Source organism: Pseudomonas vlassakiae (assembly GCF_014269035.2).
GTDB classification, from domain to species: Bacteria; Pseudomonadota; Gammaproteobacteria; order Pseudomonadales; family Pseudomonadaceae; genus Aquipseudomonas; species Aquipseudomonas vlassakiae.
The window spans coordinates 62228-80128 of the sequence record NZ_JABWRP020000019.1 but is presented as its reverse complement, the minus strand read 5'-3'; the positions used below and the strand labels follow the sequence as shown (position 1 = coordinate 80128).

At 63.4% G+C, this 17901-nt stretch carries 20 protein-coding genes; 5 read left to right on the top strand and 15 right to left on the bottom strand.

Annotated features, from left to right (window positions below):
• The first annotated feature begins 32 nt into the window (after positions 1–32).
• From HU738_RS21655 to HU738_RS21645, 3 genes are read left to right on the top strand one after another with little or no spacing between them, the layout of a single operon-like run.
• On the top strand, positions 33–2267 hold the full coding sequence (locus tag HU738_RS21655) for an Ig-like domain-containing protein (protein ID WP_186602979.1): 2235 nt from the start codon (positions 33–35) through the stop codon (positions 2265–2267).
• Between the two features lie 15 nt (positions 2268–2282).
• Positions 2283–2753, top strand: coding sequence for a curlin (locus HU738_RS21650; RefSeq protein WP_186602978.1), 471 nt, complete (start codon positions 2283–2285; stop codon positions 2751–2753).
• Positions 2754–2769: 16 nt separating this feature from the next.
• The gene (locus HU738_RS21645) at positions 2770–4215 is read left to right on the top strand and encodes a curlin (protein ID WP_186602977.1); all 1446 of its coding nucleotides are present in this window, start codon (positions 2770–2772) and stop codon (positions 4213–4215) included.
• A 134-nt stretch (positions 4216–4349) separates the two neighbouring features.
• Here HU738_RS21645 and HU738_RS21640 read toward each other — a convergent pair whose 3' ends face one another.
• Positions 4350–5144 (bottom strand): RHS repeat-associated core domain-containing protein, encoded by a 795-nt coding sequence (locus HU738_RS21640; RefSeq protein ID WP_225923515.1) that lies wholly within the window; start codon positions 5142–5144, stop codon positions 4350–4352.
• A gap of 331 nt (positions 5145–5475) precedes the next feature.
• Here HU738_RS21640 and alkB point away from each other — a divergent pair, with 331 nt between their 5' ends.
• Together alkB and HU738_RS26410 are read left to right on the top strand one after the other, a co-directional pair.
• Positions 5476–6120 carry a DNA oxidative demethylase AlkB gene (gene alkB / locus HU738_RS21635; protein WP_186602975.1) on the top strand — a complete coding sequence of 215 codons (645 nt, stop codon included), beginning with the start codon at positions 5476–5478 and terminating at the stop codon, positions 6118–6120.
• A gap of 169 nt (positions 6121–6289) precedes the next feature.
• A complete protein-coding gene (locus HU738_RS26410) occupies positions 6290–7306 on the top strand; it encodes an RHS repeat-associated core domain-containing protein (protein ID WP_186602974.1) in 1017 nt (338 codons plus the stop codon).
• Between the two features lie 142 nt (positions 7307–7448).
• Here HU738_RS26410 and HU738_RS21625 read toward each other — a convergent pair whose 3' ends face one another.
• The 14 genes from HU738_RS21625 to HU738_RS21560 all read right to left on the bottom strand — a co-directional run bounded on the left by HU738_RS21625 (position 7449) and on the right by HU738_RS21560 (position 17893).
• Positions 7449–8300 (bottom strand): CsgG/HfaB family protein, encoded by an 852-nt coding sequence (locus HU738_RS21625; RefSeq protein WP_186602973.1) that lies wholly within the window; start codon positions 8298–8300, stop codon positions 7449–7451.
• Between the two features lie 34 nt (positions 8301–8334).
• Positions 8335–8748 (bottom strand): curli assembly protein CsgF, encoded by a 414-nt coding sequence (locus tag HU738_RS21620; RefSeq protein ID WP_186602972.1) that lies wholly within the window; start codon positions 8746–8748, stop codon positions 8335–8337.
• Positions 8745–9146, bottom strand: a complete 402-nt coding sequence (gene csgE / locus HU738_RS21615; RefSeq protein ID WP_176510367.1) for a curli production assembly/transport protein CsgE — start codon at positions 9144–9146, stop codon at positions 8745–8747. Before csgE ends, HU738_RS21620 begins: the two co-directional genes overlap by 4 nt.
• On the bottom strand, positions 9143–9670 hold the full coding sequence (locus HU738_RS21610; RefSeq protein ID WP_186602971.1) for a type II secretion system protein: 528 nt from the start codon (positions 9668–9670) through the stop codon (positions 9143–9145). The genes csgE and HU738_RS21610 overlap by 4 nt, the downstream gene beginning before the upstream one ends.
• Complete coding sequence (locus HU738_RS21605) at positions 9645–10019, bottom strand: type II secretion system protein (RefSeq protein ID WP_054885274.1); 375 nt, start codon at positions 10017–10019, stop codon at positions 9645–9647. Before HU738_RS21605 ends, HU738_RS21610 begins: the two co-directional genes overlap by 26 nt.
• Before the next feature lie 5 nt (positions 10020–10024).
• Entirely contained in the window at positions 10025–10498 is a 474-nt protein-coding gene (locus tag HU738_RS21600) for a type II secretion system protein (protein WP_176510364.1), read from the bottom strand.
• Entirely contained in the window at positions 10495–12375 is a 1881-nt protein-coding gene (locus HU738_RS21595) for a secretin GspD/PilQ domain-containing protein (RefSeq protein WP_186602970.1), read from the bottom strand. The genes HU738_RS21600 and HU738_RS21595 overlap by 4 nt, the downstream gene beginning before the upstream one ends.
• Complete coding sequence (locus tag HU738_RS21590) at positions 12372–12881, bottom strand: hypothetical protein (RefSeq protein ID WP_186602969.1); 510 nt, start codon at positions 12879–12881, stop codon at positions 12372–12374. Before HU738_RS21590 ends, HU738_RS21595 begins: the two co-directional genes overlap by 4 nt.
• A complete protein-coding gene (locus HU738_RS21585; RefSeq protein ID WP_186602968.1) occupies positions 12881–13432 on the bottom strand; it encodes a GspMb/PilO family protein in 552 nt (183 codons plus the stop codon). The genes HU738_RS21590 and HU738_RS21585 overlap by 1 nt, the downstream gene beginning before the upstream one ends.
• Positions 13419–13961: a PilN domain-containing protein gene (locus HU738_RS21580; RefSeq protein WP_186602967.1), complete on the bottom strand. Its 543-nt coding sequence runs from the start codon at positions 13959–13961 to the stop codon at positions 13419–13421. The genes HU738_RS21585 and HU738_RS21580 overlap by 14 nt, the downstream gene beginning before the upstream one ends.
• 1 nt (position 13962) lies before the next feature.
• Positions 13963–14754, bottom strand: coding sequence for a hypothetical protein (locus HU738_RS21575; protein ID WP_186602966.1), 792 nt, complete (start codon positions 14752–14754; stop codon positions 13963–13965).
• Positions 14738–16420: a GspE/PulE family protein gene (locus tag HU738_RS21570; RefSeq protein ID WP_186602965.1), complete on the bottom strand. Its 1683-nt coding sequence runs from the start codon at positions 16418–16420 to the stop codon at positions 14738–14740. The genes HU738_RS21575 and HU738_RS21570 overlap by 17 nt, the downstream gene beginning before the upstream one ends.
• A gap of 60 nt (positions 16421–16480) precedes the next feature.
• Entirely contained in the window at positions 16481–17014 is a 534-nt protein-coding gene (locus HU738_RS21565; protein WP_186602964.1) for a response regulator, read from the bottom strand.
• A 237-nt stretch (positions 17015–17251) separates the two neighbouring features.
• Positions 17252–17893, bottom strand: coding sequence for a SurA N-terminal domain-containing protein (locus HU738_RS21560; protein WP_186602963.1), 642 nt, complete (start codon positions 17891–17893; stop codon positions 17252–17254).
• Positions 17894–17901: the final 8 nt, after the last annotated feature.

Here is a 17901-nt window from a genome sequence, read left to right as displayed (position 1 = left end):
ACAGACAAAGGCTCCGCCTTCAAGGAGGCAGCATGAACACTTGGCAACGCCGCGCGCTGTTGGCCGCCGGTTTTTCCCTCACTCTCAGCAGTGCGGCCTGGGCTGCCCTGTCCGACGTCGACCCGGGCCCCTACACCTTCGCCACCGGTGGGTTCCCGCTGTGGTACAAGGACACCGATGGGTTGTCACTGGAACTGTGCCGCTCGCATGCCGTCAGCACCCTGGTCGCTGGCGCCCCCGGTGCACCGGCCTACATGTGCACCCTGCTGCCAGAACCGGGCGTCTTCGACGATACCCTGCCCCTGGTCTTCCCTGACAACTGGCCTTCGGAGATGTTCTGGTTCCTGGCGGAAACCAGTATTCCAGCCGTTGGCAACAGCGGCTATGCCCTCGACGCCTATGTGGCGGGCATAGAAGCGGCATTCGCTGGTGGCAACCCGGTCGACGGTGACCAGCAGAGCTTTGCCCGCATCCGTCTGCGCGTCTCGGTGCCCACTGCCGGTACCTACACCATCACCCACCCCTACGGCGTGGAGACGGTCAACGTCACCACACCCGGCCGCCGGGCGATCAACATCACTCGTGACATCGGCATCGGCGCCCCGGGCAACTTCACCGGCGCGCTCAATGGTGCAATCGGGCCGTTCATCCAAGGTTTGGGCGCTCCCTATACCGCCGTGAACCCGGATACCGGCAGCACCGACACCTTCATCGGTGACCCCAACCGCCCGGAAGCGATCAAGGGCAGCCCGTTCAACACCAACTTCATCCGCATCGACGGCCCGCCCGGGCGCATCGAAACCAACCTGTTCACGGTCTCCGGCAAGGTGCTCGACCAACGTCCGCAGCTGCCGGCGTCACTGGAGCGGGCGACCTACTCGCGCAATGCCGGCGGCACCCGGGTGGAGGTATTCGCCAAGGCGCCAAGCGACGCCAGTGTCTGTTTCCGTAACGGCCTGGCACTGGTCGGCACGCCGCCATCGCCTTGCCAGTTCAGCATGACGTCGGACAACAACGGGCTGTTCTTCAGCCAGCAACTGAGCCAGGTGGCGCCGCCGCCGGTGGTGGTGGTGACCGCCAGCAGCAGCGACATCAACACCCAGCCGACCGCCATTTCGAGCAAGCTGTCCGATGTGGTCAAAGTCAGCACCGCACGCTACGAGTGGGCCAACAAGCGGCTGACCCTCGAAGCGCGCTCCAGCGATGAAGTGCTGATCCCGGACATGGTCGCCCAAGGCTATGGCCGGCTGTCCAAGTCCGGCACCCTGCAAACGCTCACCGTCAATGACCTGGCCCAGCCACCGGCCACCGTCACCATCAAGTCCAGCCATGGCGGCGTGGATGTAGAGCCGGTGGTGGTGGTCGGCACCGCACCGGTGTCGGCCGCCAACCAGCCGCCGCTGGCCCAGGCCGATGTCGGCAGCACCAGCGTCGGCGTGCCGCTGACGATGAACCTGCTGCTCAACGACAGCGACCCGGACGGCAACGTGCCACTGAGCATCACCGACGTTACCCAACCGGCCACCGGCCAGGGCAGCGTGGTCCTCAACGGTAGCACCGCCGTGACTTACACCCCACCGCCAGGTGCCACGCAGCCGGTGGTCGCCACCTTCACCTACCGGGCAATGGATGCCAAGGGCCTGAAGTCGCAACCGGCCACCGTGACCGTCAACGTCGCGCCCAACCAGGCACCCACCGCCAACCCGGAAACCGTGACCACCCTGGCCGCGCCGCTGACCATCAACGTGTTGGCCAACGACACCGACCCGGAAGGCAACGTGCCATTGACCGTCGCCAACCTGACTCAGCCTGCCGCCGGGCGCGGCAGCGTGAGCACCGATGGCACCACGGTCAGCTACACCCCTCCGGCCACGGTGACCACGGCGTTCACCACCACCTTCACCTACCAGGCGCGTGACTCCCTGGGCGCGGTCTCCGCCCCGGCCACCGTCACGGTCAACGTGCAGCCACGGCCTGCAGCCGGCGAGACCTTCACGGTCACCGCAGCCACCGTCCTGGCCCGCTCGAACAACCGTTACAACTGGGATGTTAGCGGGACCTCGTCAGTGACCACCGGCAATACCGTCACCGTGCGGGTGACTACCACCACCGGCGTGCAGACCCTCGGCACCACAACGGTACCGGTAACCGGCCGCTGGCGCCTGACGGTGAGCAACAGCACCACGATCGTCCCGACGGCCGCACCGACCGCCACCGTGACGAGCAGCCAAGGCAGTACCCGTACCGTCAACGTGACTGTGCAGTAGGGCTAGGAGAACGCCATGAAGTGCCTGTATCCACTGCTGCTGAGCCTGGCCCTGGCGGGCCAGGCCGGGGCCGATGACCTGATGGACAACGCCGACCTTGCGCCCGGCAGCGACCTCGGCGACCCGGTGATCATCCGCCTGCTGCCGGTCGGTGCCGGTCAGGCGGCGGTGATCGAGCAGCAAGGCAACGGCAACCGCGCCGCCCTCGACCAGAACGGCCAGGTCCTGCTGGGCCGCATCGTCCAGGCCGGGGGCGCACAGGAGGCGTACATCTTGCAGGAAGGCAGTGACCTGATGGCCAGCATCAGCCAACAGGGATATGGCAACAGCGCTGCGATCCGCCAGAGCGGCACCAGCAACAATGCCAGCATCGAGCAGATCGGCAACCACAACAGCGCCAGTATCGAGCAGGCCGGCACAGGCCTGAGCAGCTCAGTGACCCAGGCCGGCAATGGCCAGCGTGTTCAGATCACCCAATACCGATAGACCTGGAGGCACCACCATGTTCAAGCTCGCCCCCTTAAGCGCCGCGATCGTCCTGGCCCTGGCCGGCCAGGTCATGGCTGACGACAGCACCTCGAACCAGTCGCAGAACGGTAACCAGAACATCGCCGAAGTGCAGCAGACGGTGGCGCCGTTCGCCGCGGCCACCCAGACCCAGACCGGCAAGGGCCACAACCACCTGGCGGTGCAGGAAAACAGCACCAGCACCATCAACCAGAGCGCCAGCGGGTCGTACAACGCCGGCTACGCTGAGCAGCTGTTCGAAAATGGCAGCCAGATCACCCAGCAGGCCGCCGGGTCCTACAACGATGCCTTCGCCAGCCAGTCGGTGGGCGAGAACAACCAGTCGCTGCAGCACCAGCAAGGCAGCGAAAACCGCTCGACCGTGTGGCAGGACAGCCAGACCGGCAGCCAGGCCACCACCAGCCAGAGCGGCCAGCGCAACGAAGCCTTCGTCGAGCAGCTGTTCGGCGGCAGCAACAACCGCGCCAACATCAGCCAGGATGGCCAGGACAACTACGCCGCCTCCGAGCACATCCTGCACAACGACGGCTATGTGCAGATCTACCAGCAAGGCAAGCAGAACTTCGCCTACGGTGACCAGCGCGATGGCAACGGCGGCACGATCGCCATCGACCAGTACGGCACCGGCAGCTCGGTGGAGGTCTGGCAGGACACCCAGACCGGCAGCCGCGCCACGGTCAACCAGACCGGCCAGACCAACGAAGGCTACATCGACCAGAGCTTCGGCAAGGAAAACGTCGCCAACCTGTATCAACAGGGCCAGTCCAACGCCAGCTGGTCGGATCAGTTCGAGACCAACAATTCGAACACCACCGTCTCCCAGGGCGGCAAGAACAACAGCAGCTTCACCTACCAGACCGGTGACAACCAGAGCCTGACCGTCAACAGCAAGGGCAACGGCAACAAGGTCCTGGCCAGCAACTGGAAAGGCGACAAGCTGGGCGGGCAGTTCGGCAATAACCAGACTGCCACGGTCCACCAGAACGGCACCAGCAACAGCGCCAACCTGACCCAGAACGGCGCGTACCAACTGGCCACGCTGAGCCAGAAAGGCACCGGCAACACCATGCAGACCAAGCAGGCTGACAGCTACAACGAGCTGTACTTCGATCAGAACGGGAGCGACAACAGCCTCATCGCCGACCAGCGCGGCACCGACAACTATGCCTACGGCTCGTCCACCGGCAGTGGCAACAGCATCAACCTGGACCAGTCCGGCTATGCCAACCAGAGCTATACCACCCAGCTGTACGGGAGTGGCAACAGCGCCACCATCAAGCAGGCTGACAGCGCCAACGTCGCCTACGTGACCCAGGGCGGCAACAACAACGCCGCCATCGTCAACCAGAGCGGCGCCTATCAGAGCGCTACCATCAGCCAGATGGGCAACGGCAACACGGCCACCGCTACCCAACGCTAATCGGCTCCCCCCTTGAACCGCGGCGTCTCCTCTCCCTGGCGTCGCGGTTCCTTTTTAGATTTCGATATTTGATATATCCGAATTCAAAAAAGCTCTCGATACTCCTTGCAAGAAGGCACCGATTTTATAACACGCTACTCCAGACCCTCAGACTTCCTGACAGAATTCGCATACTTTCTAATCCGAGCGGCTAATGAATTAGCTTTCTCCCGATTCATATCGGGATACATCTTTTTTACCCCAGAATAATACGTTATGCTCCCATCAAACATGAGACCTTCACCAATAGCGAGACCCACTATTTTCTCCCTTTCCGTTAGCGTTGAGAGTGTCCCTCTGTGTGTTTTTGCGTCATAAGCCGCTGCCCGCCCCTTCAGATAATCAAGCATCTTATCTGCCTCTTTTCCTACGCTCTCAACCCTTTTACCCTGCATGAGGTTGACCACCTTGTCTACAGCTGTCCGGTTCGCAGAGGCTGAATCTTTCATACGCTTTGGCGAGACATGACGTTGCTCAATTGGCGAGCCTGTTCGCTTCAAATGCCCCGCAGTAATGCGCGACTCAGGCGATACGCTAAGATCGAGCGCTTGCTGCTGAAGCGGTAGTTTTCTTTTCAGCTCTGCACGGCGACCGCTTGCAAATACCTTTTGGCGCACAATTGTAGCCCACCGATTCATCGCGCTAGGGTCCGAATAGTTGACCGGATCACCTTCGCAATAGGAATATGCATTCAGTCCACCCTCAAAAAAAGGGCTTAACGCATCTGCAGAGAAAAACCTCATTAACACTGGGCTATATACCCTTCTGCCGCGCCCTAAAATATCACACTCTATACTGGAATCTCTTCGCTCGCCATTAAACCCCACCAAGAGCCCTCCTGGCACTACCGAAGTAAAGCCGAAGGGCGTATAAACTCTTACGTTCATCATGTGCATACTCGAATACCCTGAGGATATTCATCGAGCATCAGGTACGAACTGGAATTGCACAACTGTCAAATATATCAGTTGTAGAACTTAGCAGAAGCGGTTATGCCTAACCTCCGACGTCTCGCTGTAAATATGCCAAGCAGGCAAGCAGCGGTAGCGTTTTGAGTTGGTATGTTCGATGTGAGCACCAAGCCCCAGCCCGACCTCGACCTGCGCTTAACCTGATGAAGCTGACACGATTGTGGGACCCGCGCTCGCCGGCAAGCGCGGCTCCCACAATGACCGTGTACGCCTTACAATGCCTCACACCTTCCCTCATCATGCCGTCACCATGATCCAGTCCGACCTCGACCTGTTCGGCCCCCAGCCGCAGCGCCTGGCCAGCCACACCGTGCTGCTGCCCGGCTTCGCCCTGGCCGTCATCGAGCCGCTGCTCGACGCTCTGCGCCCGGTGCTGCGTGCCGCGCCGTTCCGGCACATGAAGACCCCGGGCGGCCTGAACATGGCGGTGGCGTTGACCAACTGCGGCTCACCGGGTTGGGTCAGTGATGCCAAGGGTTATCGCTACAGCCCCACCGACCCGGTCAGCGGGCAACGCTGGCCTGCCCTGCCCCAGGTCCTGCTCGAACTGGCAGGCCGTGCAGCAGCAGCGGCCGGTTTCGAAGGTTTCGTGCCGGATGCCTGCCTGGTCAACCACTACCTGCCCGGCACCCGCCTTAGCCTGCACCAGGACCGTGACGAGCAGGACTTTGGCCAGCCGATCGTTTCGATTTCGCTGGGGTTGCCGGCGGTGTTCCTGCTTGGTGGCTTGCAGCGTTCGGACAGGACTCAGCGGATACCGTTGAACCATGGTGATGTGCTGGTGTGGGGTGGCGAAGACCGGCTGCGCTTTCATGGTGTGTTGCCGATAAAGCCGGGGATGCATCCGCGGATGGGCGAGCGGCGGATTAATCTGACCTTGCGCAAGGCGGGGTGAACAGCTGTGTCCGACGGTGCATTTGCAGTGCCTGTGAGATCGAGCGCCGCCCGCGCGGCGCATCGCGGATAAATCCGCTTCTAGATCTGTTTCGGGCCAATCATTCCTGTGAGGTCACCGCTGTCCGCCTTGTTTGCAGGGCTTCAGTCATGCGCCGAGGCAGACAACCATGGCGGGACAGGATGTGGCAGCGGGTTCACGCGCGAAGAGGCCGGAGCAGGTCGAGTCTGACCTTGCGCAAGCCAGGATGGCTGACATTCTTGCCAGTAGACACAGTAAAAAAACAGTTCTATTAACCACGCTCACCCTCCCTGCACTTGCCATCAAGGATGGAGCAGTTATGCGAAGCACGACAACCGACATCACAAGCAGCGACAACAAACCAAGCCCTGTATTTTATAACGCTTATGGGCACACGAATGGTACTCAAACCAGTATCGCCCACCTTTTTTACAACGGCGAATTCTTTCATGAACATTTCTACCTGCTGGGATTGGGCTACAGAGCCTATAGCCCAACCCTTATGCGTTTTTACGCCTGCGATGAACATAGCCCGTTCGGATCGGGTGGCATTAATAGTTACGCCTATTGCTCGGGAGACCCCATCAATTTTTCTGACCCCGATGGGCGTTGGCCGCAGAATCCAAGGGTTGCGCACACTACCAAATCAAAACTAGTCAAGATCCATAGGCCAACGCCGAGCGTCAATTTGGCTGCCGCCCCGCAGCAACAGCAGCCCGGGCCCTCTCGACCTGCTGGCAACCTGCATCGTGAGCACGGAAGGCCGCCGCGTATATCCGATGGATTTCAAAAGCGGTGGCGCGTAAAACATCCTCAGCCCTTAAGTTCGCAAACCAGACAAAGTTATGCTAACAGGACCGGACGATTACCTGAAAGTCTGGACCCGCTTGGGTATTCTCGCGGAACCCCAAGGATAAATAGCTCTGAGACTGCTGTTCTGCATAGCTGGAACACTACGAACACCCGAAAGTTTCAGTACCTGGACCTTAAATGGAGCAGAGTCGCTAGATTTAGCGTGATCGAGGACAGGTTGGCAGGGCTTAATCCAATGGACAAGCTCAGAAGGGCATTCCCCAAGATGCCCAACAGGTACCTTGGAAACATAATCTACTCAGTAGATCGTTATATAGCCGAATTGCGGGACCCCATGAAAAACACCCATTAGAACCCGTACTGCCCGCTCAAGAGTTTCATCGCCTGCATTGGCCTCTTCGCGGGCAAGCCCACTCCCGCAGGGACAGCGCTGTGCTTGAGTTCACACCCTACCTGTGAGAGTGGGCTTGCCCGCGAAAAGGCCGCAAGACCAATCATTGCGGTTGATTCTGACTGAGGAACTTGTCCACCTCGGCCTTGCCCTCCCCCGGATCCCCGGCCACCTGCCACAGGCGCCGTTCGATCCCCTGGGCCAGCAAATGCCCCACCGCTGCCTCGATCGCCGACAGCACGCACAGCTGCGCCGGTTCGTTGGTGGTGTACCCCACCTCGGCTTCCAGCAACTTCTTGAACTCGATGAACTTGAACACCCCCGCATTGCGCCCGATCGAGTAGATGGTCTTGCTGGTCATGACGTTGGCCAGCACCTGCCCGGTGCGAACGTCCACCGCGCGCAGGTTGACCGTGACCTGGTCGACCCGGTACTCGCGGGAGATGTCGACACCCAGGTAACGGGCGCCCTCGCCGCCACTGCGCACGTTGGTGTCGTAGGCGATGATGCCGCCTTCGAGCATCAGGTTGGCGGCCTGCAGCGGTGGCAGTTCGCTCATGATGTTTTCCGGCACGTCGGGCTTTTTCTGCGAAGCACGGATGATCTTGCGTTCGGTCAGCAGGTTCTGCAGGCCTTCACGCTCCAGCACCACGAACCAGCCGCTGGCATTCAGCGCATCCATCAGCATGCTCGCCGCCCCCTGGGTGACGCTGGTGGAGAACGAGCTGGCCGGGGTCGGCTTGTATTGCCCGGTCTGGTCGCGGAAGCCATACACCACGGCCATCAGGCGGCCCTTGGGGCGCGGCATGTTGATCAGGTCGTAGTAGGTCGAGGCCCGCGGCGTCAGGGTCGGGGTTTCGCTGTCCTGCTCGGCCGGCATCGGCTCGCGCAGGCCACAACCTTGCAGGCCGGCAAGTGTGGCGACAATCACTAGAGTGCTCAGCAGACGTTTCATGGTGCTCTCTCCCCAGCTAAACGACCCGCCCCTCTCAGGGGTTCAGGCCACTGACCTCAATGAGCGACGTTTCCCCTGTGGCGCGGTCGGTGACCTTGATGCTCAGCGCACCGGAGTCATCGATCACATCGATCAGGAACGCGTCGGTGGCCATGCTGCCGGTCTTGCCGTTGCTGATGTTGTCCATCAGCTGCGACAGCATCCGCGACTCCAGCTGGTTGCTGAAGCGCTCCAGGGCCGAGGTCCCGTTGATGGCGGACGCGCGATCCTTCAGGTCCGGGTCGTCATGGTCGTTCTGCGCCTGGGCGTTGTTGAGCAGCCAGGTGCCGTTCAACGGGTTGCCGCCGAATGCCGGGTTGACCGGGGTGTACACCAGTTCGGTGGCGTGGACGGCGCAGGCGCCGAACAGCAGGCCAGCCGCAAGGTAACGGGGTATGCACATGTTCATAGCTCATCCCTATCCAGATCAGTGGTGTCCTGCAGCAGCCGTTGCAGCTTGCGCTGGATGACTTCCTGCTTGACCAGGTCGGCGGCCGCGACGGCCTCTTCTTTTAATTGCGTGACGTTCGGTGGCAGAAAGCGCCGGTACAGCACGTCACGGTCGAACTCCACGGTCACCAGGCTGCCCCAACGGGCATCCGGGCGCTCGCGTACCACCAGGTTGAAATCCAGCCGGCTGGTGGCGCGCAGGCGGTCGGCGAAGTAGTAGTAAAAGTCGTGGCCGATGTGCGAGATGGTGTTGTCGACGATGAAACCCTTCATCTCGTCCTCGGCGTCGGCCATGGCTGCGCCCGGCGACCCGGCTGCCAACAGCAGGCTCAGGCACAGGGCGTGCAGGCATTTCATGGCGTGTCTCCCGGGCCGGCATGGGTACGGGCGCCGCCGGCGCTTTCGTTGAAGGCCTGCTCGGCAACGAACTGCCAGTCGCTGTAATGCTCCAGACCTTCGAAACCGGAAAACTGCATGTCGAAGCCACTGCGCTTGAACGGGGTGGCATCGGAGCGGCTGTGCACCCCGGTGATACGGCCATCGATGGCACGCAGCAGGCCCCAGTCGTCACTGTTGGTGATCGGGTCCGGGTACAGGCGGCGGATGTGCCGCTTGGCCTCCGGGAAGCGGTTGTCTTCGAGCAGGTCGGCCAGCTCCTTGGGGTACTGGGCCAGGCCTGGCGAGGCGCGATAGTAGCTGCGCAGGGCCTGGGCATACTGGCCACCGACCCACAGCAGTTCGCGTTCATGCTCGCGCTGGGCAACGCTTGACCACACCGTGCCGGTAGCGGCCAGGGCCACGCTGCTGATCGCGATCAGCAGCAGCACGCCCAGGTAGGTGAAGCCGGCGCTGGCCTTACCATTCGGCGAACAGGCTGCCATCACGCGCCCTCCCTGTGGCACCGCTCTTGATATCGGCGACGCCGCCGGCCACGCCTTCGGGCGGTGGCACCAGCTGCCAGGCGTCGCTGCGCTCGGTGATCGGGTCGACCGGGGTATTGCGCAGGTAACGCTGCTCGACCAGTTGCTCCAGTGAATCCGGGTAATGGCCGGTGTCGCCGTAGTAATGGTCCAGGGCTTCGCGCAGCACCGCCAGGCTCTGGCGCAGGGTGGCCTCGCGGGAGCTGTCCAGGCTGTTGAAGTAGCGCGGCATGGCGATGGTCATCAGCGTGGCAATGATCGCCATCACCACCAGCAGTTCGATCAGGGTGAAGCCTTTGCTGCGCTTCATGGCTGTCACCATTGCCCGTAAGGGATGTTGTTGAGGCCTTTGCCGCGGGCCTTGGAATACACGTCGAAGACGTCCTCGCCTTCACGCGGGTTGTCCGGGCTGCTGGCGTACGCACGCAGGCCCCAACCGCCTTCGTCCTCGTTCCTGGCCGCCACCAGCGGGTCGTGGGGAATGCGCCGCAGGAAGTAGAACTTGGCGCCCTTGGCACTGCGCACATCGCGCACGCCGTCGACCAGCACCTGCAGGTTCGGCGGGTAGCCGCTGGCATCCAGGCGCTTCTCGATGTAGCCGGCGTCGAAGGCGCGCTTGTAGGCGTCGATGGCGTCGCGGATCTGGTACAGCGCCTCGCGCAGCTGCTGCTCCTTGCCACGGCGCACCACCGTCTCGGTCAACGGTGCAGCCATGCTCGCGAGCATCCCGAGCAGGGCCAGGGTCAGCACCACTTCGATCAGGCTGAATCCCTGCTGGCGGCGTTTCATGGCCGTGGGCTCACAGTGACGGTGGCTGGGGCAGTGGCCACTTGGCTCTGGATCGCCGGGGCGCTGTCCTGGCTATCGCTCGGCACGTCGCCTGGCACATCACGCACGGGCAGCGGCGCCGCCTGGCGCACCTGCATGCTCGACTCGGTGCCGGTGCCGAACTCCATGTCCGAAGGGCTCTGGTACGGCAGGTTACGCACGATCCGTGGGGTGATCGCCAGCACCAGCTCGGACTTGCTCATGTCGTCCTTGTTGCTGCCGAACAGCCGCCCCAGGCCAGGGATGTCGCCAAGGCCGGGGATCTTGTTGCCGGCGGCGTTGTGGTCGTTGCGCACCAGGCCGGCCAGCACCTGGGTTTCGCCGTCGTGCAGGCGCAGGCTGGTCTGCGCGTTGCGGGTATCGACCTGGACCGGGATGGTGCCCTGGCGGGTGGCCTCCAGGGGAGTGGCGTTACTCACTTCCAGGGCAATCTTGATCGCCACTTCGTTGTTCAGGTGCACCGTCGGCTGCACTTCGAGCTTGAGGCCGACGTCCAGGTAGGTCACGCTTTCGGTGATCACCGGGCCTTGGGTGGACGGTACCGAAGTGGCACTGATGATCGGTACCCGCTGGCCGATGTGGATACGCGCCTGCTCGCGGTTGCTGACGCGGATCACCGGGCTGGCCAAGGTGTTGACGTCCTTGTCCTGGGCATTGATCTTGGCCTGCGGTGCCGGCGAGATGCTGATACGGCTGGAGTTGATGCCGCGCAGCTGGTCGAGCACGCTGACCGGGTTGCCGTCGTCGGTCAGCACACCGAAGGTGTTGGGCCATTGCAGGCCAAGGTCGAGGATGCGCGAGGTGGCGACTTCCATCACCTCCACTTCCAGCACCACTTCGGGGTTGGACTGGTCCTGCGACTGCAGCAGCTTCTCGGCCATGCGCACGGCGTCGGGGGTGTCACGCATGGTCAGGGTGTTGAGGCGTTCGTCGACGAACACGTCACGGGTCTTGAGCATGGTCTTGACCATGTTCAGCGCGGTATTGGCGTCGATGCTGGTCAGGTAGAAGGTGCGCATGACCAGTTCCTGGTAGTCCTTGGTCTTCTGCGGTGAATCGGGGTAGATCAGCAAGGTATTGTCGTTGACGATCTTCTGCCGCAACTGGTTCTGCTCCAGCAGCAGCGCCACGGCATCCTCGATGCGCACGTCACGCACGAAGATGGTGGCCTTCATGTCCGGGCGCAGGTCCTTGTCGAAGATGAAGTTGATGCCGGCGACCTGCGACAGCACCTCGAAGATGGTCTTCAGGCCGGCGTCGCGAAACTCCAGGGTGACCGGGCGCTCCAGCTTGCTGCGCAGCTGCGGGTAAGGCGTTGCAGTGCGGGCCTGGACGTTCTCGATGTCGGTGCGCAGGGCCACGCCCTTCTGGTTCTGTGGGTCCAGGCGCAGCACTTCGCGCATGTAGCGCTCGGCGCCGAACAGGTCGCCCTGGCGCAGCGCAGCCTGGCCCAGCGCGACACGCTCGTCGAGGGTGCGGATCAGCTCCAGATGGCGGATGCCTTCCTGGGCACGGCGGTTGTTCGGCTCGAGGGTCAGCACCCTGCTGTAGCCGGTGCGGGCGCTGCTGAAGTCGTGGCGGATGCGGTCGGCATCCGCCTGGCTGATCAGCGCTTCCACCGCTGCCTGGCGGCCGTGGGCCAGGGCGATGTTCAGCTCCGTGTCGCGCGGGTTCTCGCTCAGGGCCTCTTCCAGGCGGGCGATGCCGGCCTCGTACTGGCCCTCCTTCATCAGCTCGGCGCTGTCCTTGCGCACCCCGCTGGAGCCGCAGCCGGCAATGGCCACGCACAGCGCCAGGAGCATGAACGGAGCAGGCTTGCACAGTTTCGACGACTTCATGGTGCGCTCCCTACAGACAAGGTCTGTGACTGATGCAAAGGCAGATAAACCAGGTCCAGCTCATTGGCCGAGACTCTGTCGAGGCGATAGGTACTGTCGATCACGTCGCCCTTGCGCACGACGTAGAGCTTTTCGCCGCTCTGCAGGAAGATCTGCAGGTCGTCGCGGTCGCCCATGCGGCCGACGAACTGGAACGGCAGCGCCGGGGCGGTTGGGGTTGCGGCTACCACGGGCGCGGCGGCTATGGGTTGCTCGGTGACGGTGGCCAAGGTTTGTGGTTTGGTCCATTGCTGGGGTGGGAACAGATCTCTGGAGGCCTGTTCCGGCCCTTTCGCCGGCTCACCCGCTCCCACAGGTTGCGCATGCGACGCCGACCTTGTGGGAGCGGGCTTGCCCGCGAAAGGTGCGACGCTGTCTTCCTGGTTGAACCAGTGCCCCGGCGCCCATGCCAGCGCTGCCGACACGCCCAGGAACCCGACCCATATCACTGCGCGTTGTGTATTCATCACGACCTCGACAGGTAGAGGGTCAGGCGCACCCGGCCGGTGAGTTCGGTATCGCCGATGGTCTTGCGTTGCAGTTCGAGGTCTTCGAGCACCAGGGTCGGCAGCTGGCCGATCAGCCCGCGCAGGAAGCCGCGGATCTGCGGGTAGCTGCCACGTACTGGCAGGATGATCTGGTAGCGCGACAGCTGGGTCTTGGGATCGACCCCCAGGGCGTATTCGCCACGCGCCAGGCTGATGTGCTCGGCGCTGGCCAGGTGGTACAGGCGCTCGATCAGCTCGCTCGCTTCAGGCTGCCCGGGCAGTTGCTGGCGCAGGCTGTCCAGCGCCTGTTGCTCGGGCTTGACGGCAATCTTCAGCTCGCCGCGCTTGACCCGTTCGACCTGCACGCTGGCATCCGCTTCGCTGGCACGCAGTTCGCGCACGGCCTGCCACTCGGGGGCTACGCCAAGCATGGCGACACCGACGGCGAGCACGGCGACGGCGGCGGCGCCCAGGCCGACCGGTCCGATGCGGCGCAGTTGCTCATGAATGATCAGACTAGGGACGCGCATGGCCAATCTCCCAGGTCGCAGTAAGGTTGAAGCGCACCGGGTGCTCGGGTTGCCCGGCCAGCACTTCGTGGTTGAGCAGCGAGACATCGCTGAGCGCGTCGCTTTGCTCCAGGCGTTGGTGGTACTGCAGCATCGCTTCCAGGTTGCGGGCCTCGGCCGTGATGCGCACCTGGCCCTTGCGCGCGTCCGGGGTCAGGGTCAGCAGTGCCACGTCGTCCTGTGGCTGCGCTTCGAGCATGGCGAACAGCTGTTGCCAGGGCCGTTGCAGTTGCTGCGAGACGCTGCGCATCTGCGCCAGGCGTTCGGCCTGTTCGCGGCTGGCGGCGCTGTTCTGCGGGGCGACCGGGGCCGGGCGGCGGCCCAGTTGCAGTTCCAGGCTGTGCAGCTGGGTTTCCAGGTCTGCCTGCTCGGCCTGCAGCTGCTGGTGCACCAGCACCAGCCCGGCGACTGCGACTGCGCCCAGGGCCAGCAGCGACCAGGCCAACGGGCCGCTGCGACGGGGCTGAAATTCCAGGTCGAGGCGGCGCATGTCAGGCCACCGCCTGCCACATGGCGCACAGCGGGTCGCTGTCGCCAGCCGGCTGGCACAACTGCACGGCCGCCAGTTGCGGTACGTCGCCGCGCCCTGCGGCATGCAGGTACACCCGTGGCAGTCGCTCGCCGTACAGCTCACAGGTGCGTTCGATCAGTGCCTGCAGGGCCTGGTCGCTGTCAGCGCAGCCTTGGGCCAGCACCTGTTGCCAGGCACCGCCAGCGGCCAGCAGCAGCACGCTGCGGCGGGGTTCGGCGAGCACGAACAGGAAGTCGCCCTGCTCCAGCTGCGCCGAGCAGCGGTTGTAGGCAGCCATCAGGTAGGGCTGCACCGAGCGCAGGCTCAAGCGGCTGTCCCGCCCCAGGCTCTGCAGCCCCAGCAGCAGGGCTTCTGGCAGCGCGGTGGCGATACGTGCGGCCCCGGCGGGCTCCGGCGAAAGGACGATGCGCCAGTCACCGAGCGACTGGCCGTAGAGCTGCTCGAAGCAGGCCCGGGCGTAGGCATCCAGCTCGCGAGGCTGGCCGATGGCATCGCTCCACGGCACCAGGCAGAAGCGGCTGTAACGGGCCGACAGCAGCACGCGCAACGGGGCGCTCTTGACGGCGTGTTCGGCAAGCAGTGCAGCCAAGGCTTGCAAGGCCGCTTCCCAGGCCGGTTGCGCGGCATCGCAGGTGAATGCGCGGCTGCCAAGCCACTGCATTTGGTTGCCGCACGAGCGACCCAGGCCGACCCCGTCGGCGCCGAGCACGGCGCTGTACTTGCAAGAGCCACGATCAGATGAATGTGACACGGTTGATCTCCTCGAGAGTGGTGCGGCCATCACGGACCAGGTCAAGGGCCGAGGCACGCAGCAGGCGCAGGCCGCGTTGGCAGGCCAGCTGCTTGATCTGCGACAGGGGGCGGCGTTCGACGATCATCTGCCGCAGGTCGTCGTCCAGGTGCAGCAGTTCGGCAATCGCGCTGCGGCCGCGGTAGCCGCTGCCACGGCACTGGCCGCAGCCCTGGGCGCGAACGAATGTCCAGCCGCTGACCGCTTCGCGGGTCAGGCCCGAGGCGGCCAGGGCGTGGTCATCGACCTCGCACGGCGTGCAGCAGTGCGGGCAGGCCAGGCGGATCAGGCGCTGCGCCAGCACCGCGTTGAGGGCGGAGACGAAGCTGTAGGGGTCGACCTGCATCTGGCTGAAGCGGCCGATCACATCGAAGACGTTGTTGGCGTGGATGGTGGTGAACACCAGGTGGCCGGTCAGCGCCGACTGCACGGCGATCTGTGCGGTGTCCGGGTCGCGGATCTCTCCGACCAGGATCTTGTCCGGGTCATGGCGCAGGATCGAGCGCAGGCCACGGGCAAAGGTCAGGCCCTTCTTCTCGTTGACCGGAATCTGCAGCACGCCGGGCAGCTGGTACTCGACCGGGTCTTCGATGGTGATGATCTTGTCGACGCCATGGTTGATCTCGCTGAGCATGGCGTACAGGGTGGTGGTCTTGCCGCTGCCGGTGGGGCCGGTGACCAGGATCATGCCGTAGGGCTCGCAGGCCAGCCGGCGCAGGGCGCACAGGGTTTGCTCGGCAAAACCGAGGGCCTGTAGCTGCACACCGCTGACGCGGTCGGACAGGTCCTGCTTGTCAAGCACCCGCAGCACCGCATCCTCACCGAAGATGCTCGGCATGATCGACACCCGGAAATCGATCTGCCGCTCGCCGATGGCGACCTTGAAGCGGCCATCCTGGGGTACGCGTTTTTCACCGATGTCCAGCTCGGCCATGACCTTGATGCGCGAGATCACCTGATCGGCGAAGGCGCTGCCACTGGCCTTGCCAGCGCCATTGAGCACGCCGTCGATGCGGTACTTGATGACCAGGCCTTGGCCAGTCATCCCCAGGTGGATGTCGCTGGCGTGCTGTTTGAGCGCGTCGTACAGGGTGGAGTTGACCAGCTTCACCACCTTGCTCTGGTCTTCGCTGATGCTGGTCAGCGACAGGCGTTGCAGCGGGTCGCTTTCACCGCTGGTTTCCGGGTCATGATCAAGGGCATCGACGGCATGGAAGCTTTCTTCGTGGCGGGCCAGGAAGGTGGCCAGGTCGGCAGCGTGGGCTAGGTACAGCGGCGCGCCTTGCAGGTTGTCGTCGATCCAGGCCAGGCGGGCGTGGTCGAAGGGGTCGGCGAACACGCCGATCAGTTGGCCGTCCTGCTCGATCATCACGAACTCGTGCTTCAGGCACTGGGCCAGGCTGACCGTGTCGAAGCGCGCAGTGCTGGCCAGCAGTAGCTGGGTGGCCAGCACCGGGTAATGCAGGGTCAGGCCAAGGCGCTGGATGAAGCGGTCGGGGGTGTCGTTGGCCAGGCGCTCCAGGCAGTTGAGCAGACGCTCGTCGCCCGCTTGCAGGCGGGCCTGGGCCAGGAGGTCGCGGGGGAAGGCGCTGTACTTGCCTGCACCTGTTTCGAATACGTCTGCCATGGCCTGCGACTCCGCTCAGGGGCGCGTCGCGGGCTGGCTTGGCCAGGGCAGCGGGCGCCGCTATTCCCCGGTGAGCAGTTGTTCGTCGTCAGGTCCTGGGGGCTTGGCGCCATGACGGCGGCGATCGGCCAACACCCAGCTGCCATCGTACAACTGCAAGGGGAACGACTCGTTCCTGTTCTGGCGTCGTTCGACAAACCCTTCGGCTGGATCGTCAGTGGCCCTGCGCCGGCGCTCGATGCCCGTCAGGTCGAAGATCGCGCGGGCCAGTTCGGCCAACGGGAACGGCTTGAACAGGACATGACTCACGCCAAGTTCGGCAGCTCGCTCACGGACTTCGGCAGTCGGGTGGGCGGTGATCAGCACGAAATGGCACTGCCTGTTCTTGCGCACGGTCTCCAGGAGTTGGAACCCCACCATGTCGGGCAAGCGGTAATCCAGCACAATCACGTCCGGTGCCAGGCTTTGAGCCTGCTCGATACCACTGGCACCGTCGTGGGCGACGTGAACTTCCAGGCCTTGCGCCTGCAGGTACGCTTGCAGGTTTTGCGCAAGGGTCTGTTCGTCATCGACTACCAATACTCTGTTCACCAAGGTCGACTCCCAAATACTGCCCGGTAACCCGGGTTGCGAAGTGCGGCCTCGACAAGGCTAGAGCAGGCTTCGTGCCAGGCATGAATTGTCATCTCGCACCACTGTAAGTCTTTGATCCCGCTGGGTTGCAGCAAACTCCACGACACAGGCGCAGGCCTTGTTCCCCACATCCGGGGAAACTGATGGCACTTTGCCAAAGTGCTATTCCCCAGCTTTGGGGAAACCCATTCAAGGGCGTCAGTCGGCGATCTCCACTGTAGCGGATTGGCGCAAACGTTGGCGCACGGATTGGCGCGCCTGCGCCTGCAACTGGCCGATGAGCGCAGCCTTGGCCCGTTGCAGGGCCGGTTCGGGTATGACCGATGGACTAACACTTTGGTTCTGCGCTCCTTGCAGGGTTTGCCGGTTGGCCTGGTAGAACGCCGCGACTTCGGCCTGGCTGGGTTCGTCAACCGCGCTGAGCTGAGCATACACCCGCTGCGCGGCCATCTCGCGGCGCATGTAATCAGCGTACTCTGCACGATCGAATCCTGCATCTGCCAGGCGCCTTGCGAACAATGCCGGGCTGGCGAAGGCTGCTTCGATTTCGCTGACTTGCGCTGATACCTGCTCATCACTGATGTGAATACCCCGGCGCTGGGCTTCCTGCCAGAGCAATTCCTTGTCGATCAGTTCATCCAGTGCTTGCTCGCGCAGGCGCTTGTACAGCGTCGGATTGCGAATGCTGGCCACTGCCCTGCCCTGTGCCTGCAGGTATTCGGAAAAATAGCGCTCAAGGCGCAGCAGGTCGATAGTCACGCCGTTGACCCGCGCAGCGGGCACGTCGGCCCAGCTCGCCTTGGCGGCCACCAGCAGCAGGCACAGCAACAGGAATCGCATGAGCACCT